Source organism: Dactylosporangium sp. CA-092794, assembly GCF_050948465.1.
Classification (GTDB): domain Bacteria; phylum Actinomycetota; class Actinomycetes; order Mycobacteriales; family Micromonosporaceae; genus Dactylosporangium.
Genome location: NZ_CP192044.1, coordinates 4,790,093 through 4,812,390, shown reverse-complemented (window position 1 = coordinate 4,812,390; position 22,298 = coordinate 4,790,093). Strand labels below are relative to the sequence as shown.

The window sequence follows — 22,298 nt, the reverse complement described above, 5'->3', positions numbered from 1 at the left end:
TCCGCAGTGTCCCCCGGTGGCGCGCCGGACCGGAAGGGTCGAACGGACGGATCAGCCGTTGGAGTCGGGGTACCGGGTATGGACGATCGTCTGGCAGACCCGGCAGGCGGCGGCGCCCCGCTGCGCCCACCACCGGCAGGTCGCGCGGATCGGGCACGCCGGCAGCTCGGCCGGTACCCCTGCCGCGGCGGCGTCGGCGGCCAGGTCGGCCACGCCGCAGCGCTGGTCGCGCCAGTGCCGGCACTGCGAGGTCACGCACGGGCCGGCGAAGCGCATGCGGGCCTCCGCCGGCCGTTCGCCCGCCGTGGCCCGGTCCACGAACACGGCGTCGAGCTCGAGCGGCGGGCGGACCGGGGCGAGCGTCCCGTCCGGCCGGACGACGCCGATCAGGAGATTTCCCGGCGCGCACATGCTGCTCGGGCAGGTGCGCGCCGGGCTCTGCGGGGTTGTCATGCTCCGGGGGTACCGTCGGGCTCGGCGACGAGCAGCGGCTCGTCCGGCTTGAACCAGATGCCCAGCGGAAACGGGATGACCGTGGGCAGACCGATGTCGGTGGTCTCCAGGTCGGGCAGGTCCTTGTTCGCCGCCGGCGTGGGCGCCGGGCGCGGGGCGAGGTCCAGCTCGGCCAGTTCGTGCAGGACCGCCCGGCGCACGCTCGCGGCGATCCGCTCCATGACGTCGGCGGGCAGGTCTCCCTCGACCACGGCCCGCACGCCGCTCACCTGCTTCATGACTGCTCCTCCTTCGTGGTCAGCTGCGTCTGGTTGGCGGCCAGGTCGCCGAGGACGGCGAGCGCGTACCCCTGGCCGGGGTTTCCGACGTGCACGGCGGTCGCGCTGACGCGGACGGTCCACCGGCCGGCGGCCGGCCGCGGCACCACGACGCGCCGGACGGTGCCGGACGGGTCGCCGCGCAGCGCCGGCCCGCCGCCGGGCGGTGTGACGACGAGGTCGAGGGTGTTGACCGCCGGCGCGTCGGATCCGGCCAGCCCCGGCGGGTCGGTCCAGACCAGCGTCACGGTCAGCGGGCGGTCCGCGCCGCCCACCTCGAGCTCGAAGACGGCGCTCTCCCCGGTGGCGAGCCCGCCGGCGTGGCGCACGTCGCGGACCAGCGGCGGGCCGGCGAGCGTCTCGTCGACGCGGACGACGCCCCAGCCGGTGGTGTCGCCCGGGTACACCCCGGCGCCGTCGGGCAGGCACCCGGCGATGAGCGTGGCGCGCACCAGGGCGCCGGACGGCACCAGCGCGCCGGCGGGATGGTGGCCGCCGGCGTAGTACTGCCGCACCAGCGCGGCGAGGGCGGCCACCGCGGGCGTGGCCCAGCTGCTCGCGCAGCGCGGCCCCGGTCCGCCGAAGACGACCCGGTCGAGCTCGACGCCCGCCGCCGTGCCGGCCACCGCCGAGCGGATCGCGCAGCCGGGCGCCATCACCTCGGGTTTCTGCCGCCCGTCGGCGGCCGGTCCGGTGGCGCCGTCGCCGAATCCGGCCGGCGCCGGCCCGCGCGCGGCCGCGACGGACAGGACGTTCTTCGCCGTGCCGGGCGGCCCCATGCGCTCGCCGGTGTTGCCGGCCGACCCGAGGATCACGTGGTCCTCGTTGGCCCAGGCGAAGGCGTCGAGGTCGGCGGCGAGCTGGTTGTACTGCGGCTCCGGCTCGTCGTGCCAGCTGTTGGTGTGCACGCGCGCGCCGTCGGCCGCGGCGGCGGCGAGATAGGCCAGTACCCCCAATTGATCGAGGTCGTCGATGTTGCCGCAGGTGAGCCGGGCGGCCCAGGCGACGCCGCGGTCGGGGTGCGCGCCCGGCGCGGCCGGATCGTCGCCGGCCGCGATGCCCGCGACGAACGTGCCGTGCGGGCGCGGCGGCGCCCCGGTGGCGTTGCGGACGCCGACCACCTTGCCGCCGGCGAAGAACCGGTGGCCCAGGTCGATCGGGCTGTCGATCAGGCCGATCACCTGGCCGGCGCCGGACAGTCCCCGCCGCCACAGCGGTTCGGCCCAGCCGCGGGCCGGCGGCGCCGCGGTCACCGGCCCCGCGGCGTCGAGCTTCGGTTCGCCGACCTCGTCGAGCCAGCGGACGTCGTCGACCTCGGCGAGCCCGGCGACGGTGGAGTCCACCGGCGCCGACACGAAGAACCGGATTTTGACGGTACCGCCGTGTGCCCGGTCGTCGAGCACCGCCGGCTCGACGGCGCCGCGTTCCCGCAGCGCGCCGACGGCCGCGCCGGCGTCGGCGTCCGGAAACAGGACCGCCTCGTAGCGGCCCCGGCGCTCGGCGAGCTCCCGGCGTGCGGCCGGCCGGCGCAGGTCCGCGCCGTAGGCCATGACGGCCCGGACCAGGGGCTCCCGCTCGAGGTCGGCGAGGCGCCCGGGCGGCACGCTCTCCACGTAGGCGTTGTCCGGCACGTAGTCGGCCAGCGCGAGGCCGTACCCCCGCTGGAATCGGAACCGCTCGTCCCGGGTGAGCGGACGGCGGAACTGCACGACGCTGCGGACGCCGGCGCCCGGCGAGCGCCCCACGGCCGCGGCGCCGGCCCGCGCGGGCGGCCCGGTCCGCGGATCCATGCGGCGCCCGGCGTGGCTGATCAGGCGTGGCTGGCCGGCCTCGGTCATGACGGCCGGCGCTCAGGCGGACGCGCCGGCCGGGCTCGGCGGCGGCGCGACGAGCCCGTCGAGCACCTCCCGCAGCGCGGCGGAGCTGAGGAACTCGGCCACGGACCGCAGCCACTCCCGCGCCTGCCCCGGGTCGGAGCCGGGCACCGGCTGGAAGCGCAGCAGGATCGCCGCCCGCTCGACGAGCGCCGGCACCTGGTCGTCGGTCGTTTGGTCGTCGGTCTGCTGGTCGTCGGTCTGCTGGTTGTCGTCGACGATCGACATCGAGTCCTCCATCGAGGCCGCGGACCGCCCCGGCGGCGGTCCCTCGTATCGATCGTCAGCCCGGCCGGCTACCCCGGACGGAACTTGACACAACTGGCCGGCTCAGCCCGCCGGCACCGACGCGCCGTGGCCGAGCTCGCGCAGCGCCCCGCGCAGCCGCTCGGCCGCCTCGTCCAGCCCGGCCGGCTCCGGGCTGTGGTCGACCCGCCCGAAGTCGAAGTCGGCCATCTCCCAGGCCGGGAACACGTGGATGTGCATGTGCGGCACCTCGAACCCGGCCACGACCAGCCCGGCCCGCGGCGCGTCCCACGCCCGCCGGGCGGCCTGCCCGACCGCCTGGGCGACGGCGGTGCACCGGGCGAGCAGGTCGCCGCCGGCCTCGGTCCACCCGTCGACCTCCTGCCGCGGCACGACCAGCGTGTGCCCGGGCCGCAGCGGCGCGATGCTGAGAAACGCGACGACGTCCTCGTCCTGCCAGACGAACCGGCCGGGCAACTCACCGGCGATGATCCGCGAGAACACGGTGCTCATGAGCCACCACCCTAGAGGTAGGTGCGCACGAGCGGACCGCGCGGCCCCCTGAGGTCCCGCACGACGACCCGGCCGGGCCCCGGCGCCGGCCCGCAGTCCGGCCCGTGGATGTCGAGGCGGCCGAGGCCGGCCGCGATGGCGGCGCCGCGCGCGGCTCCCGTCACGCCCCCAACCCTGTCCGTCAGCCGACGAGTTGCTCGGATTGCTCCCAGAGGCGGCGGGCGAGGCCGGCGTCGAGGGCCTGCGGGTTGAGGCGCTTCGCGGGCTTGCGCTTCACGTAGTACCGGCCGGGCTCCCAGTCGGCGCCGGGCCGGGTCTCGGCGAGCCAGACCAGCTGGTCGGCGCCCCGCTCCGGGGTGATCAGCATGGGCCGGGTCAGTGGGCTGGTGGTGATGAACCGCATCAGCCGGCTGGTCGTCTGGGCGCCGAAGCTCGACGCGACGTTGCCCGGGTGGATGGCGACGGCGGCGATGCCCTGGGCGTGGTAGCGGCGGTGCAGCTCGATGGTGAACAGGACGTTCTCGAGCTTGGCGGCGTTGTAGACCCGGATCGGGTCGAAGTTGCGGTCGTGGTTGAGGTCGTCGAGGTCGAGCTTGCCGGCCAGGCGGTGGGCGACGCTCGAGGTCTGGATCACCGTCGCCCGCGAGGCGATCAGCTTGTCCAGCAGCAGCCGGGTGAGCAGGAAGGTCGCCAGATGGTTGATCTGGAAGGTCCGCTCGAACCCGTCGACGGTCTTCGCCGGATCGCCGAAGACCCCGCCGGCGTTGTTGGCGAGCACGTCGATGCGGGGGTACGCGGCGTCCAGCTCGGCGGCGAGCTTGCGCACCTCGTCGAGGCGGGTGAAGTCGGCGACGAACTGATCGGCGCCGATCTCGCCGGCGACCGCCCGCGTCTTCTGCGGCGAACGGCCGACCACGACGACCCGATGTCCCTGCTGGTGCAGCCGGCGAGCGGCCGCGGCCCCGATGCCGTCGCTGGCGCCGGTGATAACGATGGTCTTCGACATGCTGGCATCATAAGCCAAACTTGTCAGCCACTGCCAAATCTCGCCCGCCGCACCGGGCGCAGCCGGTCCTGGACTCCGCGGCGGAGCCGGCCGCGCCGGGCCGGATGTCCGGCCGGCATCGAGGCGCGGCGCCCTTCGTCTTCGCCGCCGCGCGTGCGATGCGCGGGAGTTCGCTCATCACCGGCCCGAGGCGGCGGGCTGGCGCCTCGTCACTTCAAGCCGTCGGGTGGGCGGTCGTAAGTCTCCGCGATCATGCAGTGATCGCCGTCGACACCAAGGGTTTTCATGATCGTGGAGACTTTTGGTACACATGGGTACGGTTTGTCTCCGCGATCATGGAAAAGTCGGTGAACGGCGGCGGGTCGCGCATGATCGCGGAGAGTTGCGGTCGGGGCTCGTCGGTGCGGCAGTGCTCGCTGGGGCTTGCGGTGGTGCGAGCGCGGTGGGTCTTGCGGGGTGCGGGCGCGCGGGGTCTTGGCACCGCGGGCCTGGCAGGGAGGGCCGCCAGGCCCGACCGGTGTCTGGCGGGAGCAACGGTCTGGAAGTGACGCGGCCCGAGTCAGGCAAAAGCTTACGAACCGCGACATATACGAAATGTCGGATAAGTCAGGACACGAAGTGTTCGGACTTATCCGGAATCGTCGCCTTCGGTCAGCGATGAGGAGGCGGCGTGGGCGGGCGCTTCGTCAGCCCGCTCGCGGCCGTCGGCTGCGGTGGGGGCTAGCCGATCCGGAGTTGGCCGCTGAGCAGCTCGGTGATGCGGGCGGCCGGTTGCGGGCGGCCCAGGTGGAAGCCCTGGCCGGTGTCGCAGCCGAGCTCCAGCAGGCGCTCGGCCTGGGCGGCGGTCTCGATGCCCTCGGCGGTGACGGTGAGGCCCAGGTCGTGGCCGAGCTTGATCATGGTGGTGAGGACGGTGAGGTTGGCCCGGCCGGCGGGGTGCTCGTCCTCGTGGCCGAGGAGGTCGATGAAGCAGGCGGCGATCTTCAGCGTGTGCGCGGGCAGGTCGCGGATCTCGGCCAGCCGGCAGTTGCCGGTGCCGAAGTCGTCCAGGGCGATCTTCGTGCCCATCCGGTCCAGCTCGTCGAGGGTGCCCAGGCCGGCCGGGTCGAGCAGGACGTTCTCGGTGATCTCCAGCTGCAGCAGGCCGGCGGGCAGGCCGGTCTCGTCGAGCACCGCGCTGATCATGGCGGGCAGGCCGGGGCGGCGCAGCTGGGCGGCGGCCACGTTGACGCTGACGAACAGCGGGTGGTCCGGGTCCATGGCGTTCCAGGCGGCGGCCTGGGCGCAGGCCTGGCGCAGCACGAACTCGCCGAGCGGCACGATCAGCTCGGTGTGCTCGGCGAGGTCGATGAACTGGGCCGGGCCGAGCCGGCCGCGGCTCGGGTGCTGCCACCGCACCAGCGCCTCGACGCCGACGAGCCGGCCGGTGGCCAGGTCGGCCAGCGGCTGGTAGTCGACGAGGAACTCACCGCGGGTGAGGGCGTCGGGCATCTCGGCGCTCAGGGCGTGGCGGGCCGACTCCAGGGCGGCGCGGATCGGGTCGAAGACGGTGTACTGCCCGCGGCGCTCGGCCTTGGCCCAGGCCAGGGCCCGCTCGGCGGCGCCGAGCAGGGTCGCCGGGTCGGTGTCGGCGGCGGCCCGCTCGACCGCGCCGATGCTGGCCCGGATCGGCAGGGTGTGGCCGTTGTTGATCGGGAAGGTGTGCGCGATCGCCTCGAGCGCCCGGTCGGCGGTCTTGGTCACCTCGTCCAGGCCCGTCGGGTCGTCGACGACCAGGGCGAAGGTGTCGGTGGCGAGGTGGGCCAGGAAGTGCCCGGACGCGGCGGCGAGGCGGTCGAGCCGGTGCGCGACGGTGCGCAGCACCTGGTCGCCGGCGTGGTAGCCCAGGCTGTCGTTGACCGCCTTGAACCGGTCGAGGTTGATCAGGCACAGGCCCAGCCGGGTCTGTGGCGGGCGGTCGGTGACGGCCTCGCTGAGCCGCTGCAGCAGCCAGTCGCGGTCGGGCAGGCCGGTGAGGCGGCGGCGCAGCGTGCCGGAGCCGCCGCGGCGGCTGCGGCGGGCGACCGATTCCCGGTAGCGGCCGGCGAGCTCGGCCCGGCGCAGCGCCTCCTGGTCGGCCACGGTCTGCGCGGTCAGCGCGGCGGTGAACCCGGCGACGATCCCGCCGAGCGTCGCGTCCAGGCGGGCCCGCGCGTCGGCGCCGTCGGGGCGCAGGTCGTCGAGGAACCGCTGCCCGATGAGCGTCACCGTGCGGCCGAGCAGGTCGGGCGTGGCGATGCCGGCCGCCACCAGGTCCGCGCCGATGCGGTGGCCCGGGCCGGTGTCGAACGGCTCCGCCCGCAGCGCGCCGGCCAGCCGCCACACGAAGCGCTCCAGCAGGCAGTACACGTCGCCGCGGCTCAGGCTGAGCACGGTGTGGCCGGTGACGACGCCGGTCCAGGCCCGGGTGAACGCCTCCGCACCGGAAGGCGCATCGTCGGACGAGCACATGTCGAACACTCCTCCGCGGAACTGACCCCCGAACCGGAGATTCTTTACCTGGTGATCACCTAAAGCCAGCGATGAGCGCCGATGCCCACGGGCCCTATGGCTTGCGGCCGACGGCGGCGAGCACCTCGGGCCGGCGCTCGGTGCCCTCGTCCTCCGGCTCGGGATGCCAGTCGGTGACCGGCACGATGCCCGGCTCGACGATCTCCAGGCCGTCGAGCAGGCCGCGGACCTCCTCCACCGTGCGCAGGTGCAGCGGCGTGGAGGTGCGCTGGTAGACGCCGGTCACGGCCTCGGTGTCCTCCTTGCGCTCCGGCGGCATCGTGCCGTGTGAGAGGGCGATGAAGCTGCCCGGCCGGACGGCCTCGCGGAACCGGCGCACGATGCCGGCCGGGTCGTCGGCGTCGGGCACGAAATGCAGCACGGCGATGAGCAGCACCGCGACCGGCTCGCTGAAGTCGATCAGCCCGGTCACCTCGGGATGGCGCACGATCTCGTCCGGGCTGCGCACGTCGCCGAGGATCGTGTCGGTCAGCGGGTTGTCCGCCAGCAGCGCGCGGCCGTGCGCCACGGCGACCGGGTCGATGTCGACATACATGACCCGGGCCTCCGGGTTGACCTGCTGCGCGACCTGGTGCACGTTGGCCAGGGTCGGGATGCCGGAGCCGATGTCGAGGAACTGCTTGACGCCGCCGGCCACCAGCCGGCGCACCACCCGGCCCAGGAAGGCCCGGTTGGCCAGGCCGATCTGCCGGGCGTTGGGCACCATCGACACGACCTTGTCGACCATTTCGCGGTCGACCGCGAAGTTGTGGAAGCCGCCCAGCGAGTAGTCGTACATCCGGGCGGCGTTCGCCACGTTGATGTCGACGCCATCCGGTGCCCACTCCGGCCGTGTCACACCGCACCCCATCCTGTAGTCATGCGGATCCCGTCGTTGTCCGGGCCGCGTTCCCAGGGGGCCCGGTCGGCTACATCGACGACCGTCAGGGACACATTGCATCGCCGACCGGCCCGCCCGCAAGCGATCTATGGACCATACCTTTGCGAGCCACATCACCCCGGCAACCGGGAATGGCGCGCCGCGCCCCGGCCGATCGTCGGAGAATAATCGCAGTTCCGTCGTGATTTCACGATACCCGTGCAAATTCTTGCCACTGTCTGGCCTCCCGTCGCCCTTGACTGGCGTCACAGCGTGGGCGTATTCATGCAAATGCTTGCGTCGCGCAAGCCGGCGGCACGCCGCTACGTGCCGCAGGTCCGAGGAGGACTTTCCATGGGACGATCATCGATCCGTGCCGCGCGCCGGCTGCTGCCGCCGGTGGCCGCCGCGGTCCTGCTGGGGGCGATGCTGTCGGTCGCGCCGCCGGCGCCCGCGGCCACCAGCACGGCGGGGGCCACGACGCCGTTCACCAGTTTCGAGGCCGAGGCGGGCACGCTCAGCGGCGGCGCCTCGACCGTGGCGCTGACCACGGCGCCGACCACGCAGTACTCCAGCGCCGCCCTGGAGGCGTCCGGCCACGCCTACGTGCACCTGGCCGGTAACGGCCAGCGGGTGCAGTGGACGAACACCACCGGCCAGCCGGTCAGCGCGATCACGGTGCGGGTGAGCATCCCGGACTCGGCCGGCGGCGGTGGCATGACCTCGACGCTGAACCTGTACGTCGACGGCACGCTCCGCCAGGCGCTCAACGTCAACTCGAAGCAGACGTGGGTGTACGAGGGCAACAACCACTACAACGACAGCAGCGACCAGAACCCGGCAGACGGCAACCCGCGGGTCTACTTCGACGAGACCCGCACCTTCGTGACCGGGACGCCGATCGCGCCCGGCGGCACGTTCGCGCTGCAGAAGGACGCGGCCAACGGCGCCGCCTTCTACGACGTCGACGTGGTCGACTCGGAGAACCCGCCGGGGCAGATCGCGCAGCCGGCGAACTCCATCTCGATCACCTCGTGCGGCGCGGTGGCGAGCACCGCACCGACCAACGGCGCCGGGGATCCGGCCGCGCCCGACAGCACGGCGGCGATCCAGAGCTGCATCGACCAGGCGCAGGCGCAGAACAAGATCCTGTGGATCCCGGCCGGGACCTTTTATCTGAAGGGTACGAACGGTCTGCACGCGCAGGGCATCACCATCGCCGGCGCCGGGCCCTGGTACAGCACCATCTATCGCGCCGTACCACTGCCGAACAACACGCCGCTCGGTGCCATCTTCCAGGTGACGTCGTGCACCATCCGGGACCTGCACGTCGACTCCAACGCGACCAGCCGGGCCACGGCCGACGGCGCCGGCGGCGCGATGGACACCACCGGCACCAACTGGGTCGCGGACAACATCTGGACCCAGCACACGCTGAGCGGCTTCTGGGCGTCGGGGACCGGCGGCACGGTCCGCAACAGCCGGCTGACGACCATCTGGGCCGACGGCATCAACGTCAACAACGTGTCGCTGAACAACTCGGTCGGCAACAACCTGACCGCGACCAACAACTTCGTGCGCGGCACCGGCGACGACGGCATGGCCATCAACTCGGTGAACTACAACACCGACGGCAACGGCAACCGGACCTACTACACCGCGATGTCGCACGCGACGTTCACGCACAACACGATCATCGCGCCGTGGGGCGGCAAGGGCATCGGCATCTACGGCGGCAGCGGCCACGACGTGGAGCTCAACGCGATCAGCGACACGGCCCGCTACATCGGCCTGGGCGCCGGCCGGTTCGGCGTCAACGGCAACGACCTGCTCACCGCCACGGTCAGCGGCAACGTCGTCACCCGCTCCGGCGGCAACGGCTACAACCAGGGCCAGCCGGCGCTGCACGTCGGCAACGGCGGCGACGGGCAGAACACCGGCGTCGTCGACCATGTCACCGTCACCGACAACACGATCGTCAACTCGCTCTACGACGGCATCGGCTTCTCCCAGTCGACCAACACGCTGCTGCAGAACAACACGGTCACGTCGCCGTGGCGCAACGGCGTGGTGATCGCGCCGCCGTTCTACCCGGCGCCGAGCGGTTCGGCGACCATCACCGGCACCACGGTCACCGGCCTGCGCGCCGGCTCCTCCGCGTACCTCAACAACTCGGCGGGCTTCGCCGCGACGCTCAGCGGCAACAGCTGGCAGGGCGGCGGTGGCACGCCGCCGGCCGAGGCGCCCTACGGCGGCACCCCGGCGGCCGTCCCCGGCACGGTCCAGGCCGAGAACTACGACACCGGCGGGCCGGGCGTGGCCTACAACGTCACGTCGATCAACGGTACGGCCAACGGCTACCGCGCCGACGGCGTCGACCTGGAGTCCACATCGGACACCGGCGGCGGCTACAACCTCGGCTGGACCAGCGGCGGCCAATGGTTGCGCTACACGGTCAACGTGGCGACCGCCGGGCAGTACACGCTCAGCGCCCGGGTGGCCGCGCCGAGCGCGGTGACCGGGGCCTTCCACCTGGCCAGCTCGTCGGGGGCCAACCTCACCGGCGCGGTGAACCTCCCGGCCACGGGCGACTGGCAGGCCTGGGCCACGGTCACCGCCACGCTGACCCTGCCGGCCGGGCAGCAGGTGCTCACCCTGGCCCAGGACAGCGGCGGCTGGAACCTCAACAGCCTGCAGTTGGCCACGGGCGGCGGCGGGACCACGCCGGCCAACCTGGCCGCGGGCCGGCCGACCACCGAGTCGTCGCACACCGACGTGTACCCCTCGTCGAACGTGACGGACGGAAACCAGGGCAGCTACTGGGAAAGCGCGAACAACGCGTTCCCGCAGTGGGTGCAGGTCGACCTCGGCACGGCCCGCTCGGCAAGCCGGGTGGTCCTGCAGCTGCCGGCGGCGTGGGGCGCCCGCACCGAGACGCTCACGCTGACCGCCTCGGCCGACGGCTCGTCGTTCACCACGGTGCAGGCGTCCGCGGCCTACGCCTTCTCCCCCACGTCCGGCAACGCGGTGACGATCACGTTCCCCGCGGCGACGCAACGGTACTGGCGGGTGACGGTCAGCGCGAACACCGGCTGGCCGGCGGGCCAGATCTCGGAGTTGCAGGTCTGGAACCAATAACCGGCGAACGGTAAGGAGCGGAGGTTGCGGCGGCCGGTTGCGCTACGTCACGATGGGTGCCATGGCACGCACCAAGACGACGCTCGACCTGGCCGCCGCGACCTCGCCCGAGTGCTGCACGCCGCTGGTGGGACGGCCGCTGACGGCGCCCGAGGCGGCCGACACGGCGAAGCTCTTCAAGGCGCTGAGCGACCCGGTGCGGCTGCGGCTGCTGTCGCTCATCGCCGCCCGCGGCGACGGCGAGGTCTGCGTCTGCGAGCTGACCGGCGAGTTCGAGGTGACCGCCCCGACCATTTCCTTCCATCTTCGGGTACTGCGCGAGAGCGGCCTGGTGAGCAGCGAGCGCCGCGCCACATGGGTGTACTACCGGGTCAACCGGGCGATGCTGGACCGTCTGGGCGGCTTCTTCGCCGCCCCGGCCCTGGCCGCGGTGTAGGCGGCCACACGGGGGTCAGCGTGCAGTCGTCGGCGGAGTAGGCCGGCCGGACGGCAACGGTCTGCCGGCACTGTGCGGTGTCGCTCGCGGTCACCGCCTTCGTCCCCCGCTCTCGAATCCCCCGTTGGCCGGCGCCGACGTTGCCCATGGGACTTTGCTGCCCTGGACCGTCCACCGCGGACCTTGCGCGCCCAGCCGGACCTTGAAGGTGTCCCAGTTGCCGGACGTCACCACGCGCGTCAAGTAACCATTAATTACGAATTATTCTTGACAGCGATGTCCGTCTCTGATTACATCGGTCACACGATCGACACGTTGGGAGTTCCGCCGATGCCCGACACCCCCGCCCTGTCCCGCCGCACGCTGCTGTCCTCCGGCGCCACCCTGCTCGCCTCCGTCGGCGTGGCCGGGGCCCTGCCCGAGCGGGCCGGCGCCGCCCCCGGCGGCAGCGCCGCGCCGCGCACCGACCTCGCGCGCTACCGCCCGGTGGCGGTGTCCTCCACGGACTACGCGCCGACGCCGGGCGCCTTCGCCGTCGACGGGCTGGCCGAGGCCGGCGTCCGCGGCAGCGGCTGGCGGGCCGCGCCCGGCGACCCGCAGTGGATCTCCGTCGACCTGCAGGCCCCGTGCCGGATCGAGGCCGTCACGCTCGTGTTCGAGGCGACGCTCGCCGACGGGCCGTTCGACGGCAACTACAGCGACACCGACGGCGACGAGATCCGCTCCAGCGCGGCGGTCGCCTTCCGCCTCGAGACGTCCACCGACGGCCGCGCGTGGACGACGGCCTACCAGACCACCGCCGGGCAGGGCGGCGTCCAGGCCGTCACGCTGCCCGCGCCGGTCACCGCCCGGTGGGTGCGGCTGAGCGTGACCGCGCGGTCCAACACCAATCCGGTCGGCCTCAACGGCTTCCAGGTCTATGGCACCGCCCTGGCCCCGCAGCCGCCCGCCCGCGGCTGGACCAGCTGGGAGGGCGGCAACACCCGCCCGGCGCCCGACCTCGCCGTCGCCGCCGACGGCACGGTGCCGCTGGAGTCCGGCTGGTCACTGACCATGGACGATCTCGTCGGCGGAGCCGGCGGCGCGCAGCTGTCCGGCGGCCCGGTCGACGTCCGGTCCTGGCTGCCGGCGACCGTGCCGGGCACCGTGCTCGCCACGCTCGTCGAGCAGGGCCACCTCCCCGACCCGGTGTCCGGCTACAACAACCTGCGGATCCCCGAGGCGCTGTCGAGACACTCCTGGTGGTATCGCAGGCCCCTGCGGCTGCCGCGCGGCTTCGACGCTTCGCAAGGCCGGCTGGTCTGGCTCGAGTTCGACGGGGTCAACCACGAGGCCACGGCCTGGGTCAACGGGGTGCAGGTCGGCAGCGTCGCCCACCCGTTCGCCCGGGCCGCCTTCGACATCACCGCCGCGCTGGCCGGCCGCGCCGAGCACGCGATCGCGGTGCGGGTCACGCCGATGCCGCACCCGGGCACGCCCGGCGACAAGGGCGCCGACGGCAACACCTTCCTGCAGTCGGCGCACCACTACCTCGACGCCCCGACCTATCTCGCGGTGTCCGGCTGGGACTGGATGCCGGCGGTGCGCGACCGGGTCACCGGCCTGTGGAACCATGTCCGCCTGCGCAGCACCGGCCCGGTGGTCATCGGCGACCCGCACGTCACCACCAGGCTGCCCGGCCTGCCGGACACCGGCACGGCCGAGGTCACCATCGCCGTGCCGGTCCGCAACGCGACCGGCGCCGCCGCCACGGTGACCGTGCGGGCCGCGTTCGACAAGGTCAGCGTCGCCACGACGGTGAGCGTCCCGGCCGCGACGAGCACCACGGTCACGTTCGCGCCGGACCGGTTCCCGGCGCTGCGGCTGCGCGACCCGCGACTGTGGTGGCCCAACGGCTACGGCGCCCCCGACCTCTACGACCTGCACCTGACCGCGACCGTCGGCCGCGCGCTGAGCGACCGGCGCGACCTGCGGTTCGGCGTCCGCGAGTTCGGCTACGACTGGCACCAGCCGATCGTCGTGTCGCCGCCCGGGCAGCCGCCGCTGGAGTTCGCCGGCAACGCCGCCACCCAGACCGTGACGTTCGGCCGGCAGCACGCCCGGCACGTGCGCATCCAGGCCGGGCACCGGGCCACCGGCTGGGGCGTGTCGATGTGGACGCTGTCGGTGTCCGACGGCGCCGGCCCCGACCTGGCCCTGCACCAGACCGCGACCGCCTCGTCGACCGACAACGACACCAACGCCGCCGCCAACACCGTCGACGGCGACCCCGGCACGCGCTGGTCCTCGGCCTACGCCGACGACCAGTATCTCGAGGTCGACCTGGGCGCGGCGGCGGACTTCGACCGGGTCACCATCGTGTGGGAGACCGCCTACGCCCTCGACTTCCGCGTCCAGGTCTCCGCCGACGCCGCCGCGTGGACCGACGTGGCCTCGGTCAGCAACGAGACCCCGATCGGTGACACCGCCACCCAGATCGAGCGGTTCCCGGCGCAGACCGCGCAGCACGTGCGCATCCAGGCCGGGGCGCGGGCCACCCAGTGGGGCGTGTCGATGTGGACGCTGTCGGTGCAGCACTCCGACGACCCCGACGTCGACCTGGCCCTGCACAAGACCGCCACCGCGTCCTCGACCGACGGCGACGCCAACGGGCCGGGCAACGCCGTCGACGGCAACCCGCGCACCCGCTGGTCCTCGGGATACCAGGACGATCAATGGATCCAGGTCGACCTCGGCGCCGCCGTCGCCTTCGACCAGGTGACCATCGCCTGGGAGCAGGCGTATGCCCGGGACTTCGTCATCCAGGTCTCGGCCGACGGCCGGTCGTGGACCGACGTGAAGGCGGTCAGCAACGCCGTCGTCCAGCTGCGGATCAGCGTCAACGGCGTGCCGGTGTTCTGCCGCGGCGGCAACTGGGGCTGGGACGAGCTGCTGCGCCGGGTGCTGCCCGACCGGCTCGCCGACACCGTCGAGATGCACCGCGACATGCACTTCACCATGATCCGCAACTGGCTGGGCAGCAGCAACCGCGAGGAGCTCTACCGGGCCTGCGACGAGCAGGGCATCCTGGTGTGGAACGACTTCTGGCAGGCGGGGCAGTTCCTGCCCAATCCCCCCGGCTATGTCGACATCGCCGCCGACACGATCCGGCGATATCGTCACCATCCCTGCATCGTCGTGTGGTGCGGCGCCAACGAGGGCGACCCGCCGCCGCTCGTGGACGCGGGCCTCAAGCAGGCCGCCGCCGCCGAGGACCCGGAGATCCTCTACATCCCCAACTCGGCCGGCGGGATCGTCAGCGGCCACGGGCCGTATCGCTGGGTCGACCCGCCCTCCTACAACGACCGCACCACCTACGACACCGGCGCCTTCGGCTTCCACACCGAGATCGGCATGCCGGTCGTGTCCGTGCCCGAGACCATGCGCAACCTCGTCGGCGACGAGCCCGGCTGGCCGATCGGCGAGGTCTGGAACTACCACGACTGGTCCACGATCGGCAACCAGCACACCGATACGTATCTCGCCGCCATCGACGCCCGGCTCGGCCCGTCGGCGTCGCTGGAGCAGTTCGCCACCCGCGCGCAGTTCGTCAACTACGAGAGCCACCGCGCCATGTTCGAGGCGTGGAACGCCAACCTGTGGCACGACGCCACCGGCCTGCTGCTGTGGATGTCCCACCCGGCCTGGCACAGCACGGTCTGGCAGACCTACGACTACGACCTCGACGTCAACGGCGCCTACTACGGCGCCCGCAAGGGCTGCGAGCCGGTCCACGTCCAGGCCGACCCGGGCACGTGGCAGGTCCGCGTGGTCAACCACACCACCGCGGCGCTCACCGGCGCGACCGTCACCGCGCGGGCCTACGACCTGGCCGGCCGGCCGCTCGGCACCACCCGCACCGCCCGCGTCGACGTGGCCGCCTCCGCCGCGGCGGCCGCGTTCCCGCTCGCCGAGCAGGCCGCCGCCGCCCTGCACCTGGTCCGCCTGGAGCTGCGCGACGCCCGCGGCCGCCTGCTGTCCGACAACACCTACTGGCGCTACGCCCAGCCCACCGACATGCGCGCCCTCAACGGCCTGCCCCGCACCCGCCTGACCGTGTCAGCCGCCGCCCAGCGACCGGCCCCCGGCCGCGACGGCCTCACCGCGACGGTCACCAACCGCGGCGCCGCGGTCGCCGCACTGGTGCGGCTGAGCGCCCGCGACGCGCAGGGCCGGCGGGTGCTGCCGACCCGCTACGACGACAACTACTTCTGGCTCCTGCCCGCCGAGACCCGCCAGGTCGCCGTGTCCTGGCCGGCCCGCCTGCACCGCCCGTCCGGCGTCCGAGTCACCGCGGAGGCCTACAACGCACCCACCACCTGACCCCGGCGATCCGGCGACGGCCGCCAGCCGATCACCGCCGCCAGCCTGTCACGGCCGCTAAGCGCCTGCTCAGAAGTGTTGTCCGTAACTCCGGCGGCGCTTCGGCGCGCTGACCGGCCTTCTCGCCGCCGGTTTCGGACAGGACCTTTGGCAACCTGCTTAGCCTGTCACGGCCGCTAGCCGGTGACGGCGGCGGCCGGGTCGGTGACCGGGGGCAGGCTCGACCACGGGAAGGTGATCCAGCGGTCCGTCCTGCGCCAGACGTACTGGCAGGACACGGTCGAGTGCGGCTTCTCGTAGAGCACCGCGCAGCGCACCTCGGCGACCTTCCCGCCGCAGAAGTCGCGCACCACCTCGAGCGTCGCCCCCGTGTCGGCCACGTCGTCGGCGATGAGCACCCGCGCGCCGGACAACTCGCTGAGGTCCGGCGTGGGCTCGAGGATCACGGGCGCGTCGAGCCGCTGGTCGACGCCCGTGTAGTAGAGGACGTTCATCATGTGGATGCTCTTGACGTCGAGCGCGTAGCTCAACGCGCCGGCCACCAGCAGACCGCCGCGCGCCACGCTGAGCACCAGGTCGGGCCGGAAGCCGTCGTCGGCGATCGCCTGCGCCAACTGCCGGGCCGCGCCGCCGAACGTCTGCCAGTCCAGCACTTCGCGCTCTTGCTGCTCCATCTGACCGTCTGCCTCACGCCGCCCTGCCGGCGCGGTACGGCCGGTCCGCGAAGCATACCGGTCACGATCACCACCCAGCCCAGGCCGCGACGCCCGGGGCCGACCCGGATCAAGCCCGGCGGCAGGCCGAACACAATGGCTATCGGTCCCTCGCCGGCGCCCGGATCCTTCGAGGCCACCGGCAGGTGACAATTCTGCTCCCCACGAACCGACCGCCGGTCATCGGCGCCGACCCCTGGGCGGCGCGGCGGGGCGGACGGTGCGGATATCGCATCCGCCGGGCGGAGCATCCGATCTGCGCGGCCCGGGGCGGACGTATGTCTCCGTGATCATGATGTACGCGGTGGCCGCACCACGGGTTTGCCATGATCCCGGAAACTTCTGGTACACGGGGGTACATCAGCACTCCGTGATCATGAAAAACCGTTGGTGTCGGCGGCGGGTAGTGCATGATCGCGGAGACTTCCGGTCACTGCGCCGTGCTCCGCGGCGGCCAGTGTCCGACGGGTGCGACGTGCTCGCCCCGTCCGCGCCCGCCCGACCTCGACGAATCGGAGCGGGGACGGCGGCGGAAAACGCCATGCATCAGCTGCGGGCACTGGTCGGCCGGCAAACGTTTCCGTCGGCGACCGTCGACCGAGGTTGGGCGCTGGCGGAGGTTGGCCGGCGCGGCCGGCAGGGGTCAATGCCGGCCGCGACGGTCGGGGGTATCCGGAGCATCGGGTGGCACCCTGGTGCCGGTGTGCTGGGGCTGGGGCTCGGGCTGGACGAGCGGTGCGTCCACGGGCACCACCGGGTCCACGGGCGCCGGGATGAGTGAGATCTGCAGCCGGCCCGCCTCCGCGGCCGGGACCCGGCCCGCGCCCTGCTCCTGGCCGGGGCGTAGTGCCACGCCGGTGGCGGCCAGGGTCACCAGCAGTGCGCCCCACGCGAGGGCCGGGTAGCGGCGCCGCGCACGTCGTGGCGGCTGATCGGGCGCGAAGCCGCTACCCGGCCTGCCCGGGCGGCCGGGCGGAACCGCCCGGCCCGGCTGGCCGAACCGGGTCGGCTGAACCGACCGGACCGATTGGGCCGAGTGAAGCGATTGAGCGGACCGAACCGAATCGGCTGACCGAACCGAATACGCCGACCGAACCGAATCGGCCGAGCGAACCGAATCGGCCGAGCGAACCGAATACACCGCCCGGACCGGCTGACCCGGTTGCGTGGATCGGCCGGGCTGGACCGAGTCGGCCTGCTGGCTCGACCGGCGCGGCTGAGGGGGCTGACCCGACCGACCGGACTGAGCCAGCCGGCCCGGCTGACCCGATCGACCCGCCTGAGCCAACCGGCCGTCCTGACCCGATCGACCCGCCTGAGCCAACCGGCCGTCCTGAGCCGACCGACCCGCCTGAGCCAACCGGCTGTCCTGAGCCGATCGGCCGTCCCGAGCCGGTTGCGCCGTCCTGTGCCGTTGAGCCGGTTGCACCGGCTGCGCCAGCGAAGCCGGCTGGTCGGTTCGGCCGGGCTGGAAGGTCCGGACCGGCTGACCGGAGCCGCCCGGCCGGAGCAGTTGGGCCGGCAAGGCGGGCGGGATGGGCTGGCCGGAGCCGCCCGGCCGGAGCAGCTGGCTCGGCAAGGCCGGCGGGATCGGCTGGCCGGGAGGCGGGATCGGCGGGCGGGGAGGCGGGACCGGGCGGTAAGTGGCGTGGCGCGGGTGGTACTCGGGTGGAACCGGCCGCGGCGCGACGGGGGAACGCCGCGGCGCGGCCGGTGGAATGTGGGCGACGGGGATGATGCGAACGTACGGGCGGACCAGGACGGGAGGCATGGTTGGACCGTAAGCCTCATCAGTGGTCGCCGATCCCGTCCGGGCCGGGTGAGCAGACCTTTCACCCGCTCACCTCACCCGGCCCGGACGACCATCACCCGTATACGCGTAGCTCGTAGATGCGTGCCGCCGCGTCGGTGGTCTGGGTCGGGGTCGTGATGGTCAGCCGCACGTACCGGGCCGACAGGCCGCTGACCGGATGCGTGGTGTTCGCGGCCGTGTTGTTGGTGACCGTGACCGCTGGCGTCCAGGTGGTGCCGTCGGTGGAGACGTCGATGGTGAAGGCCTTCGTGTTGTAGCCGGCCGGTTCGCCGCCGGCCTCGGCGTGGGCGATCTCGAAGCGGCTGATCGCCTGGGTGGTGCCGAGGTCGACGCGCAGCCAGGCGCCGGCGGTCGCGGAGCAGAACTTGTCCGAGTTGCCGCCCGAGACGCTGCCGTTGACCGCCTTCTCCGGGCCCTCGCTCGCGGCGCACGGGGTGGTGCCGGTGGCCGGGCGGTTCAGGGCCAGGTTGGTCGGCGTGCCGCCGCCGTAGGCCTCGAGCTCGTAGATGCGGGTCGCGGTGTCGGTGGTCTGGGTGGGCGTGGTGACGTTGAGCCGCACGTACCGGGCGGTCGTGGCCGGGATCTGGTGCGTGGTCACCGGGTCGGCGTTGTTGGTGACGGTGACCGGGGTCTGCCAGGTGCTGCCGTCGGTGGACAGCTGGATGGTGAACGCCTTGGTGTTGTAGGCGGCCTGTTCGCCGCCGGCGCCGGCGTGCTTGACGACGAGGCGGGTCAGGGTCTGCGCCGAGCCGAGGTCGACCTGCAGGGAGGACGGGCCGGCGGCGGAGCAGAACTTGTCGGGGTTGCCGCCGGTGACGCTGCCGTTGACGGCCTTCTCCGGGCCTTCGGTGCCGGCGCACGGCGCGGAGCCGGTGGCGGTGCGGCCCTGGGCCAGGTTCGGCTGGGCGGGCGGCGGGGTGGTGTGGTTCGACGACGGCGGGGCGTCGGCGGCGCCGGTGCCCCAGCTGCCGGCCGTGCCGGAAACGGTGTAGTTGAGGGCGGCGCCGTTTGCCAGGTCCGCCTGCGACAGCCAGGTGCGGGTGAAGGGGGTGCCGCCGAGGCTGGCGGTGGCGATGTAGCGGTTGGTGTCGCTCACGCCGGATGCGTTGATGGTGATGGTACCGCCCGGTTGGGACCCGAACGATCCGACGGTCACCTTCGCCGAGGGGAACTGGGGCGTGCTCACGCCGTAGACGTTGGCGCCGTTCATGAGCGGGTACAGGCCGAGCGAGGCGAACACGTACCAGGCCGACATGGTGCCGAGGTCGTCGTTGCCGGTGACGCCGTTCGGTCCGTTGGCGAAGAGGGTGAAGGCGGCCCGCAGGACCGTGGCGGTCTTGGCCGGTTGGCCGGTCCACAGGTAGGTGTAGGGGGCGAGCAGGTCCGGCTCGTTGTTCGGGTTGTAGGTGGTGAAGCTGTAGTAGTCGTAGGCGCCGTTGACCCATTTGGTGTGCGCGGTGCCGGACGGGTCGGTCAGCAGGTCGTTGTAGGCGAAGAACTGGTCCAGCCGGTTGACCGCATTGGTCCGCCCGCCGAGCAGCGCGATCAGGCCGTCGGGGTCCTGCGGGACCAACCATTGGTACTGGTAGGCGCCGGCCTCGTGGAAGGTGTGCGCGCCGTCGGTCGGCGAGTACGGCGTGCCGAACACACCGTTGGCGTTGCGCGGCCGGAAGAAGCCGATCGACGCGTCGAGAGGTTGCGGTAGTTCTGGCCGCGGGCGGCGAGCTGGTCGGCGTCGGCGGTGTGGCCGAGCGCGCGGGCCATGATGGCCAGGGCCGAGTCGGCGGCGGCGTATTCCAGGGTGGCCGAGCTCGGGTACTGGCAGTCGTTGTCGAACATCGCGGTCGGGTTGCAGACCACGCCGGTCGGGACGTAGCCGAGCGCGGTGTAGTACGGGTTGCCGTTGCGGGCGTTGAGCCCGGTCGAGGCGGGCGGCGTGCCGAAGGCGTTCTTGCGCAGCGCGGTGTAGAACTGCTCCTCGTAGCCGCTGAGCAGGCCGCGGGCCCACAGGTCGACCAGGAACGGGGTGACCGGGTCGCCGGTCATCGTGTTGGTCTCGGTGTTGTCCAGCGCCCACCGGGGCAGCCAGCCGAGCTCCCGGTCGACGGCGAGCAGCGACAGCGCGGAGTCCCGGGCGACCTGCGGTTCCAGGAGCGCGACCAGCTGGTTCTGGGCCCGGTAGGTGTCCCACAGCGAGAAGGTCTGGTAGGGCGTGTACCCGGCGGCGGTGTGCACGGCGTTGTCGAAGCCGCGGTAGGCGCCGTCGACGTCGCCGGCGAGGTTCGGGTGCAGCAGCGCGTGGTAGAGCGAGGTGTAGAAGGCGACCTGCCGGTCGGTGGTGCCGCCGTCGACCTCGGCCTTGTGCAGCTTAGCGTTCCAGGTGTCGTGGGCGTTCTGGCGTACCGAATCGAAATTGAACGCGGCGGCGGACGTCTCGGTGGAGAGGTTGGCGCGCGCACCGGCGAGGCCGGTGTAGGACAGCCCGACCTTGACGGTGACCACCGCGTTGGTCGTGGTGTCGAACCGCACCCAGCCGCCCTGCGCGCCACCGCCGGACGCGGCCCGGGAACCACTGCTGAACGTCGAGCCCGACCAGGTACCGAATCCGGCGAACGGCCGGCTGAACTGGGCCGAGAAGTAGACCGTGTGCGCCGGCGACGGGCCGCAGAACCCGGAGGTGGTCACCGAGCCCTCGACCGTGTCACTGCCCACAATGGACACCGACGAGGTGCTGGCGCCGGTCGCCTGGCCGCGCGCCTGCGCGGTGTTGAACAGCACGTTGGACTGGGTGCCGGCCGGGAAGGTGTACCGCTGCCAGCCGCTGCGCAGGGTCGCGGTCAGCTCGGTGGTGACCCCGTTGGGCAGGCCGATGCGGTAGTACCCCGGGGACGCCTGCTCCTGGCCGTGGTTGAGCGGCTGGCCGTAGGTGTTGGGGTCGCTGGTGTTCACCGCGCCGACGGTCGGCATCAGCGGCACCTCGCCGGCCACCGGGCAGCCCACGCCGGACAGGTGGGTCTGGGAGAAGCCCCACACCCGGCTGTGGTCGTAGTTGTACCCGGTCTCCCAGCCGGTGTCCGGGCTGACCTGCACCATGCCGAAGGGCAGCGCCGCACCGGGGAAGGTGTTGCCCTCCTGCTGCGTGCCGATCATCGGGTTGACCAGCGTGGTCAGGTCGGCGGGGACGGCGGCGCGGGCGGGTGCGCCGGCGGCGAAGACGGTCACTGCGGCGGTGGCGGCAACGGCAAGGGACAGGGCGTTGCAGAGCAGCCTTCTCACGTCGCTCCGATCGGTCAACCGGTGAGGGGCCGCCGACCGCCGAAATCGACGCGCGTCAAGGTTCCCGCGCGCAGTGAGAATTGTCAATACTTGTCAAATGGGTGCCGCCAGGAGCAGCGGCAGCAGTACCTCGTCGACGAGACGCTCGGCCAGGCCGGGGTCGTCCCCGGCGTACACCTGCTCGAACAGCAGCGGCCCGAACAGCACCCGGTCGGCCAGGTCGAGGATCGGGTTGCCGGCGGCGATGCGCCCGGCCTCGGCGTGCCGCCGCAGCACGCGCCGCAGGAGCTCGGCCTGGGGCTCGACCGTGATCTCGCGCAGGGCCCGCATGAGCCCGGGGTCGAGCAGCGCGTCGCGGGCCAGCCCGGTCATGGCCGCGGCCCGCAGGTCGGGCGGGCGGAACGGCCCGGCCGCCCGCGCGGCCAGGGCGAGCAGGTCGCCGCGCAGGCTGCCGGTGTCGACGTCGGCGGGCGCCTCCGGCTCGCCGTCGGCGAGCGCGCTGATGACCATCCGGGCCTTGCCGCCCCACCGCCGGTAGAGCGTCGCGGTGCTGGCCCGCGCCGCGGCGGCGATGTCGTCGACGGTGACCTGCTCGTACCCGCGCTCGCGGACCAGCGCGAGGGCGATGCCGAGCAGCTCACGCTCCCGCTCGGCCGGCATCCGGCTGCGCCCCGCCACGCCCCGACGATACGACAACGCGTTGTCGAAAACGAGTTTTCGTTGCGGGACGGCACACTTGTAT

General features: G+C 72.9%; 15 protein-coding genes and 2 pseudogenes. 3 read left to right on the top strand and 14 right to left on the bottom strand.

What is annotated here, in order from left to right; genetic code table 11:
* Positions 1–51 precede the first annotated feature (51 nt).
* From ACQPXD_RS20760 to ACQPXD_RS20720, 9 genes are all read right to left on the bottom strand, one after another.
* Positions 52–453, bottom strand: coding sequence for a hypothetical protein (locus tag ACQPXD_RS20760; protein WP_432840898.1), 402 nt, complete (start codon positions 451–453; stop codon positions 52–54).
* Positions 450–731: a hypothetical protein gene (locus tag ACQPXD_RS20755; protein ID WP_432840896.1), complete on the bottom strand. Its 282-nt coding sequence runs from the start codon at positions 729–731 to the stop codon at positions 450–452. The genes ACQPXD_RS20760 and ACQPXD_RS20755 overlap by 4 nt, the downstream gene beginning before the upstream one ends.
* Positions 728–2,608 carry a S8 family serine peptidase gene (locus tag ACQPXD_RS20750; protein WP_432840894.1) on the bottom strand — a complete coding sequence of 627 codons (1,881 nt, stop codon included), beginning with the start codon at positions 2,606–2,608 and terminating at the stop codon, positions 728–730. The genes ACQPXD_RS20755 and ACQPXD_RS20750 overlap by 4 nt, the downstream gene beginning before the upstream one ends.
* 12 nt (positions 2,609–2,620) lie before the next feature.
* Positions 2,621–2,872 (bottom strand): hypothetical protein, encoded by a 252-nt coding sequence (locus ACQPXD_RS20745; protein ID WP_432840892.1) that lies wholly within the window; start codon positions 2,870–2,872, stop codon positions 2,621–2,623.
* 102 nt (positions 2,873–2,974) lie between these two features.
* Positions 2,975–3,403 (bottom strand): HIT family protein, encoded by a 429-nt coding sequence (locus ACQPXD_RS20740; RefSeq protein ID WP_432840890.1) that lies wholly within the window; start codon positions 3,401–3,403, stop codon positions 2,975–2,977.
* Positions 3,404–3,414: 11 nt separating this feature from the next.
* On the bottom strand, positions 3,415–3,567 hold the full coding sequence (locus ACQPXD_RS20735) for a hypothetical protein (protein WP_432840888.1): 153 nt from the start codon (positions 3,565–3,567) through the stop codon (positions 3,415–3,417).
* Positions 3,568–3,584: 17 nt separating this feature from the next.
* The gene (locus tag ACQPXD_RS20730) at positions 3,585–4,409 is read right to left on the bottom strand and encodes an SDR family NAD(P)-dependent oxidoreductase (RefSeq protein WP_432840886.1); all 825 of its coding nucleotides are present in this window, start codon (positions 4,407–4,409) and stop codon (positions 3,585–3,587) included.
* Positions 4,410–5,129: 720 nt separating this feature from the next.
* Positions 5,130–6,899: a putative bifunctional diguanylate cyclase/phosphodiesterase gene (locus tag ACQPXD_RS20725; protein WP_432840884.1), complete on the bottom strand. Its 1,770-nt coding sequence runs from the start codon at positions 6,897–6,899 to the stop codon at positions 5,130–5,132.
* 94 nt (positions 6,900–6,993) lie between these two features.
* Entirely contained in the window at positions 6,994–7,797 is an 804-nt protein-coding gene (locus ACQPXD_RS20720; RefSeq protein WP_432840883.1) for an SAM-dependent methyltransferase, read from the bottom strand.
* A 375-nt stretch (positions 7,798–8,172) separates the two neighbouring features.
* Between ACQPXD_RS20720 and ACQPXD_RS20715 the strand changes: the two genes are divergently transcribed.
* The 3 genes from ACQPXD_RS20715 to ACQPXD_RS20705 all read left to right on the top strand — a co-directional run bounded on the left by ACQPXD_RS20715 (position 8,173) and on the right by ACQPXD_RS20705 (position 15,754).
* Positions 8,173–10,956 carry a carbohydrate-binding protein gene (locus ACQPXD_RS20715; protein WP_432840881.1) on the top strand — a complete coding sequence of 928 codons (2,784 nt, stop codon included), beginning with the start codon at positions 8,173–8,175 and terminating at the stop codon, positions 10,954–10,956.
* Between the two features lie 61 nt (positions 10,957–11,017).
* The gene (locus ACQPXD_RS20710) at positions 11,018–11,392 is read left to right on the top strand and encodes an ArsR/SmtB family transcription factor (RefSeq protein WP_432840879.1); all 375 of its coding nucleotides are present in this window, start codon (positions 11,018–11,020) and stop codon (positions 11,390–11,392) included.
* Positions 11,393–11,668: 276 nt separating this feature from the next.
* On the top strand, positions 11,669–15,754 hold the full coding sequence (locus ACQPXD_RS20705) for a discoidin domain-containing protein (protein WP_432840877.1): 4,086 nt from the start codon (positions 11,669–11,671) through the stop codon (positions 15,752–15,754).
* 176 nt (positions 15,755–15,930) lie between these two features.
* On the opposite strand, the gene ACQPXD_RS20700 is transcribed toward ACQPXD_RS20705, so the two are convergent.
* From ACQPXD_RS20700 to ACQPXD_RS20680, 5 genes and pseudogenes are all read right to left on the bottom strand, one after another.
* A complete protein-coding gene (locus ACQPXD_RS20700; protein WP_432840875.1) occupies positions 15,931–16,428 on the bottom strand; it encodes a phosphoribosyltransferase in 498 nt (165 codons plus the stop codon).
* Between the two features lie 682 nt (positions 16,429–17,110).
* Entirely contained in the window at positions 17,111–17,341 is a 231-nt protein-coding gene (locus ACQPXD_RS20695) for a hypothetical protein (protein ID WP_432840873.1), read from the bottom strand.
* A gap of 991 nt (positions 17,342–18,332) precedes the next feature.
* A pseudogene (locus ACQPXD_RS20690) lies at positions 18,333–18,758 on the bottom strand (discoidin domain-containing protein); the annotation flags it as partial.
* A 93-nt stretch (positions 18,759–18,851) separates the two neighbouring features.
* Positions 18,852–21,502: pseudogene (locus ACQPXD_RS20685) on the bottom strand (GH92 family glycosyl hydrolase); the annotation flags it as partial.
* 147 nt (positions 21,503–21,649) lie between these two features.
* A complete protein-coding gene (locus tag ACQPXD_RS20680) occupies positions 21,650–22,234 on the bottom strand; it encodes a TetR-like C-terminal domain-containing protein (protein WP_432840871.1) in 585 nt (194 codons plus the stop codon).
* Positions 22,235–22,298 lie beyond the last annotated feature (64 nt).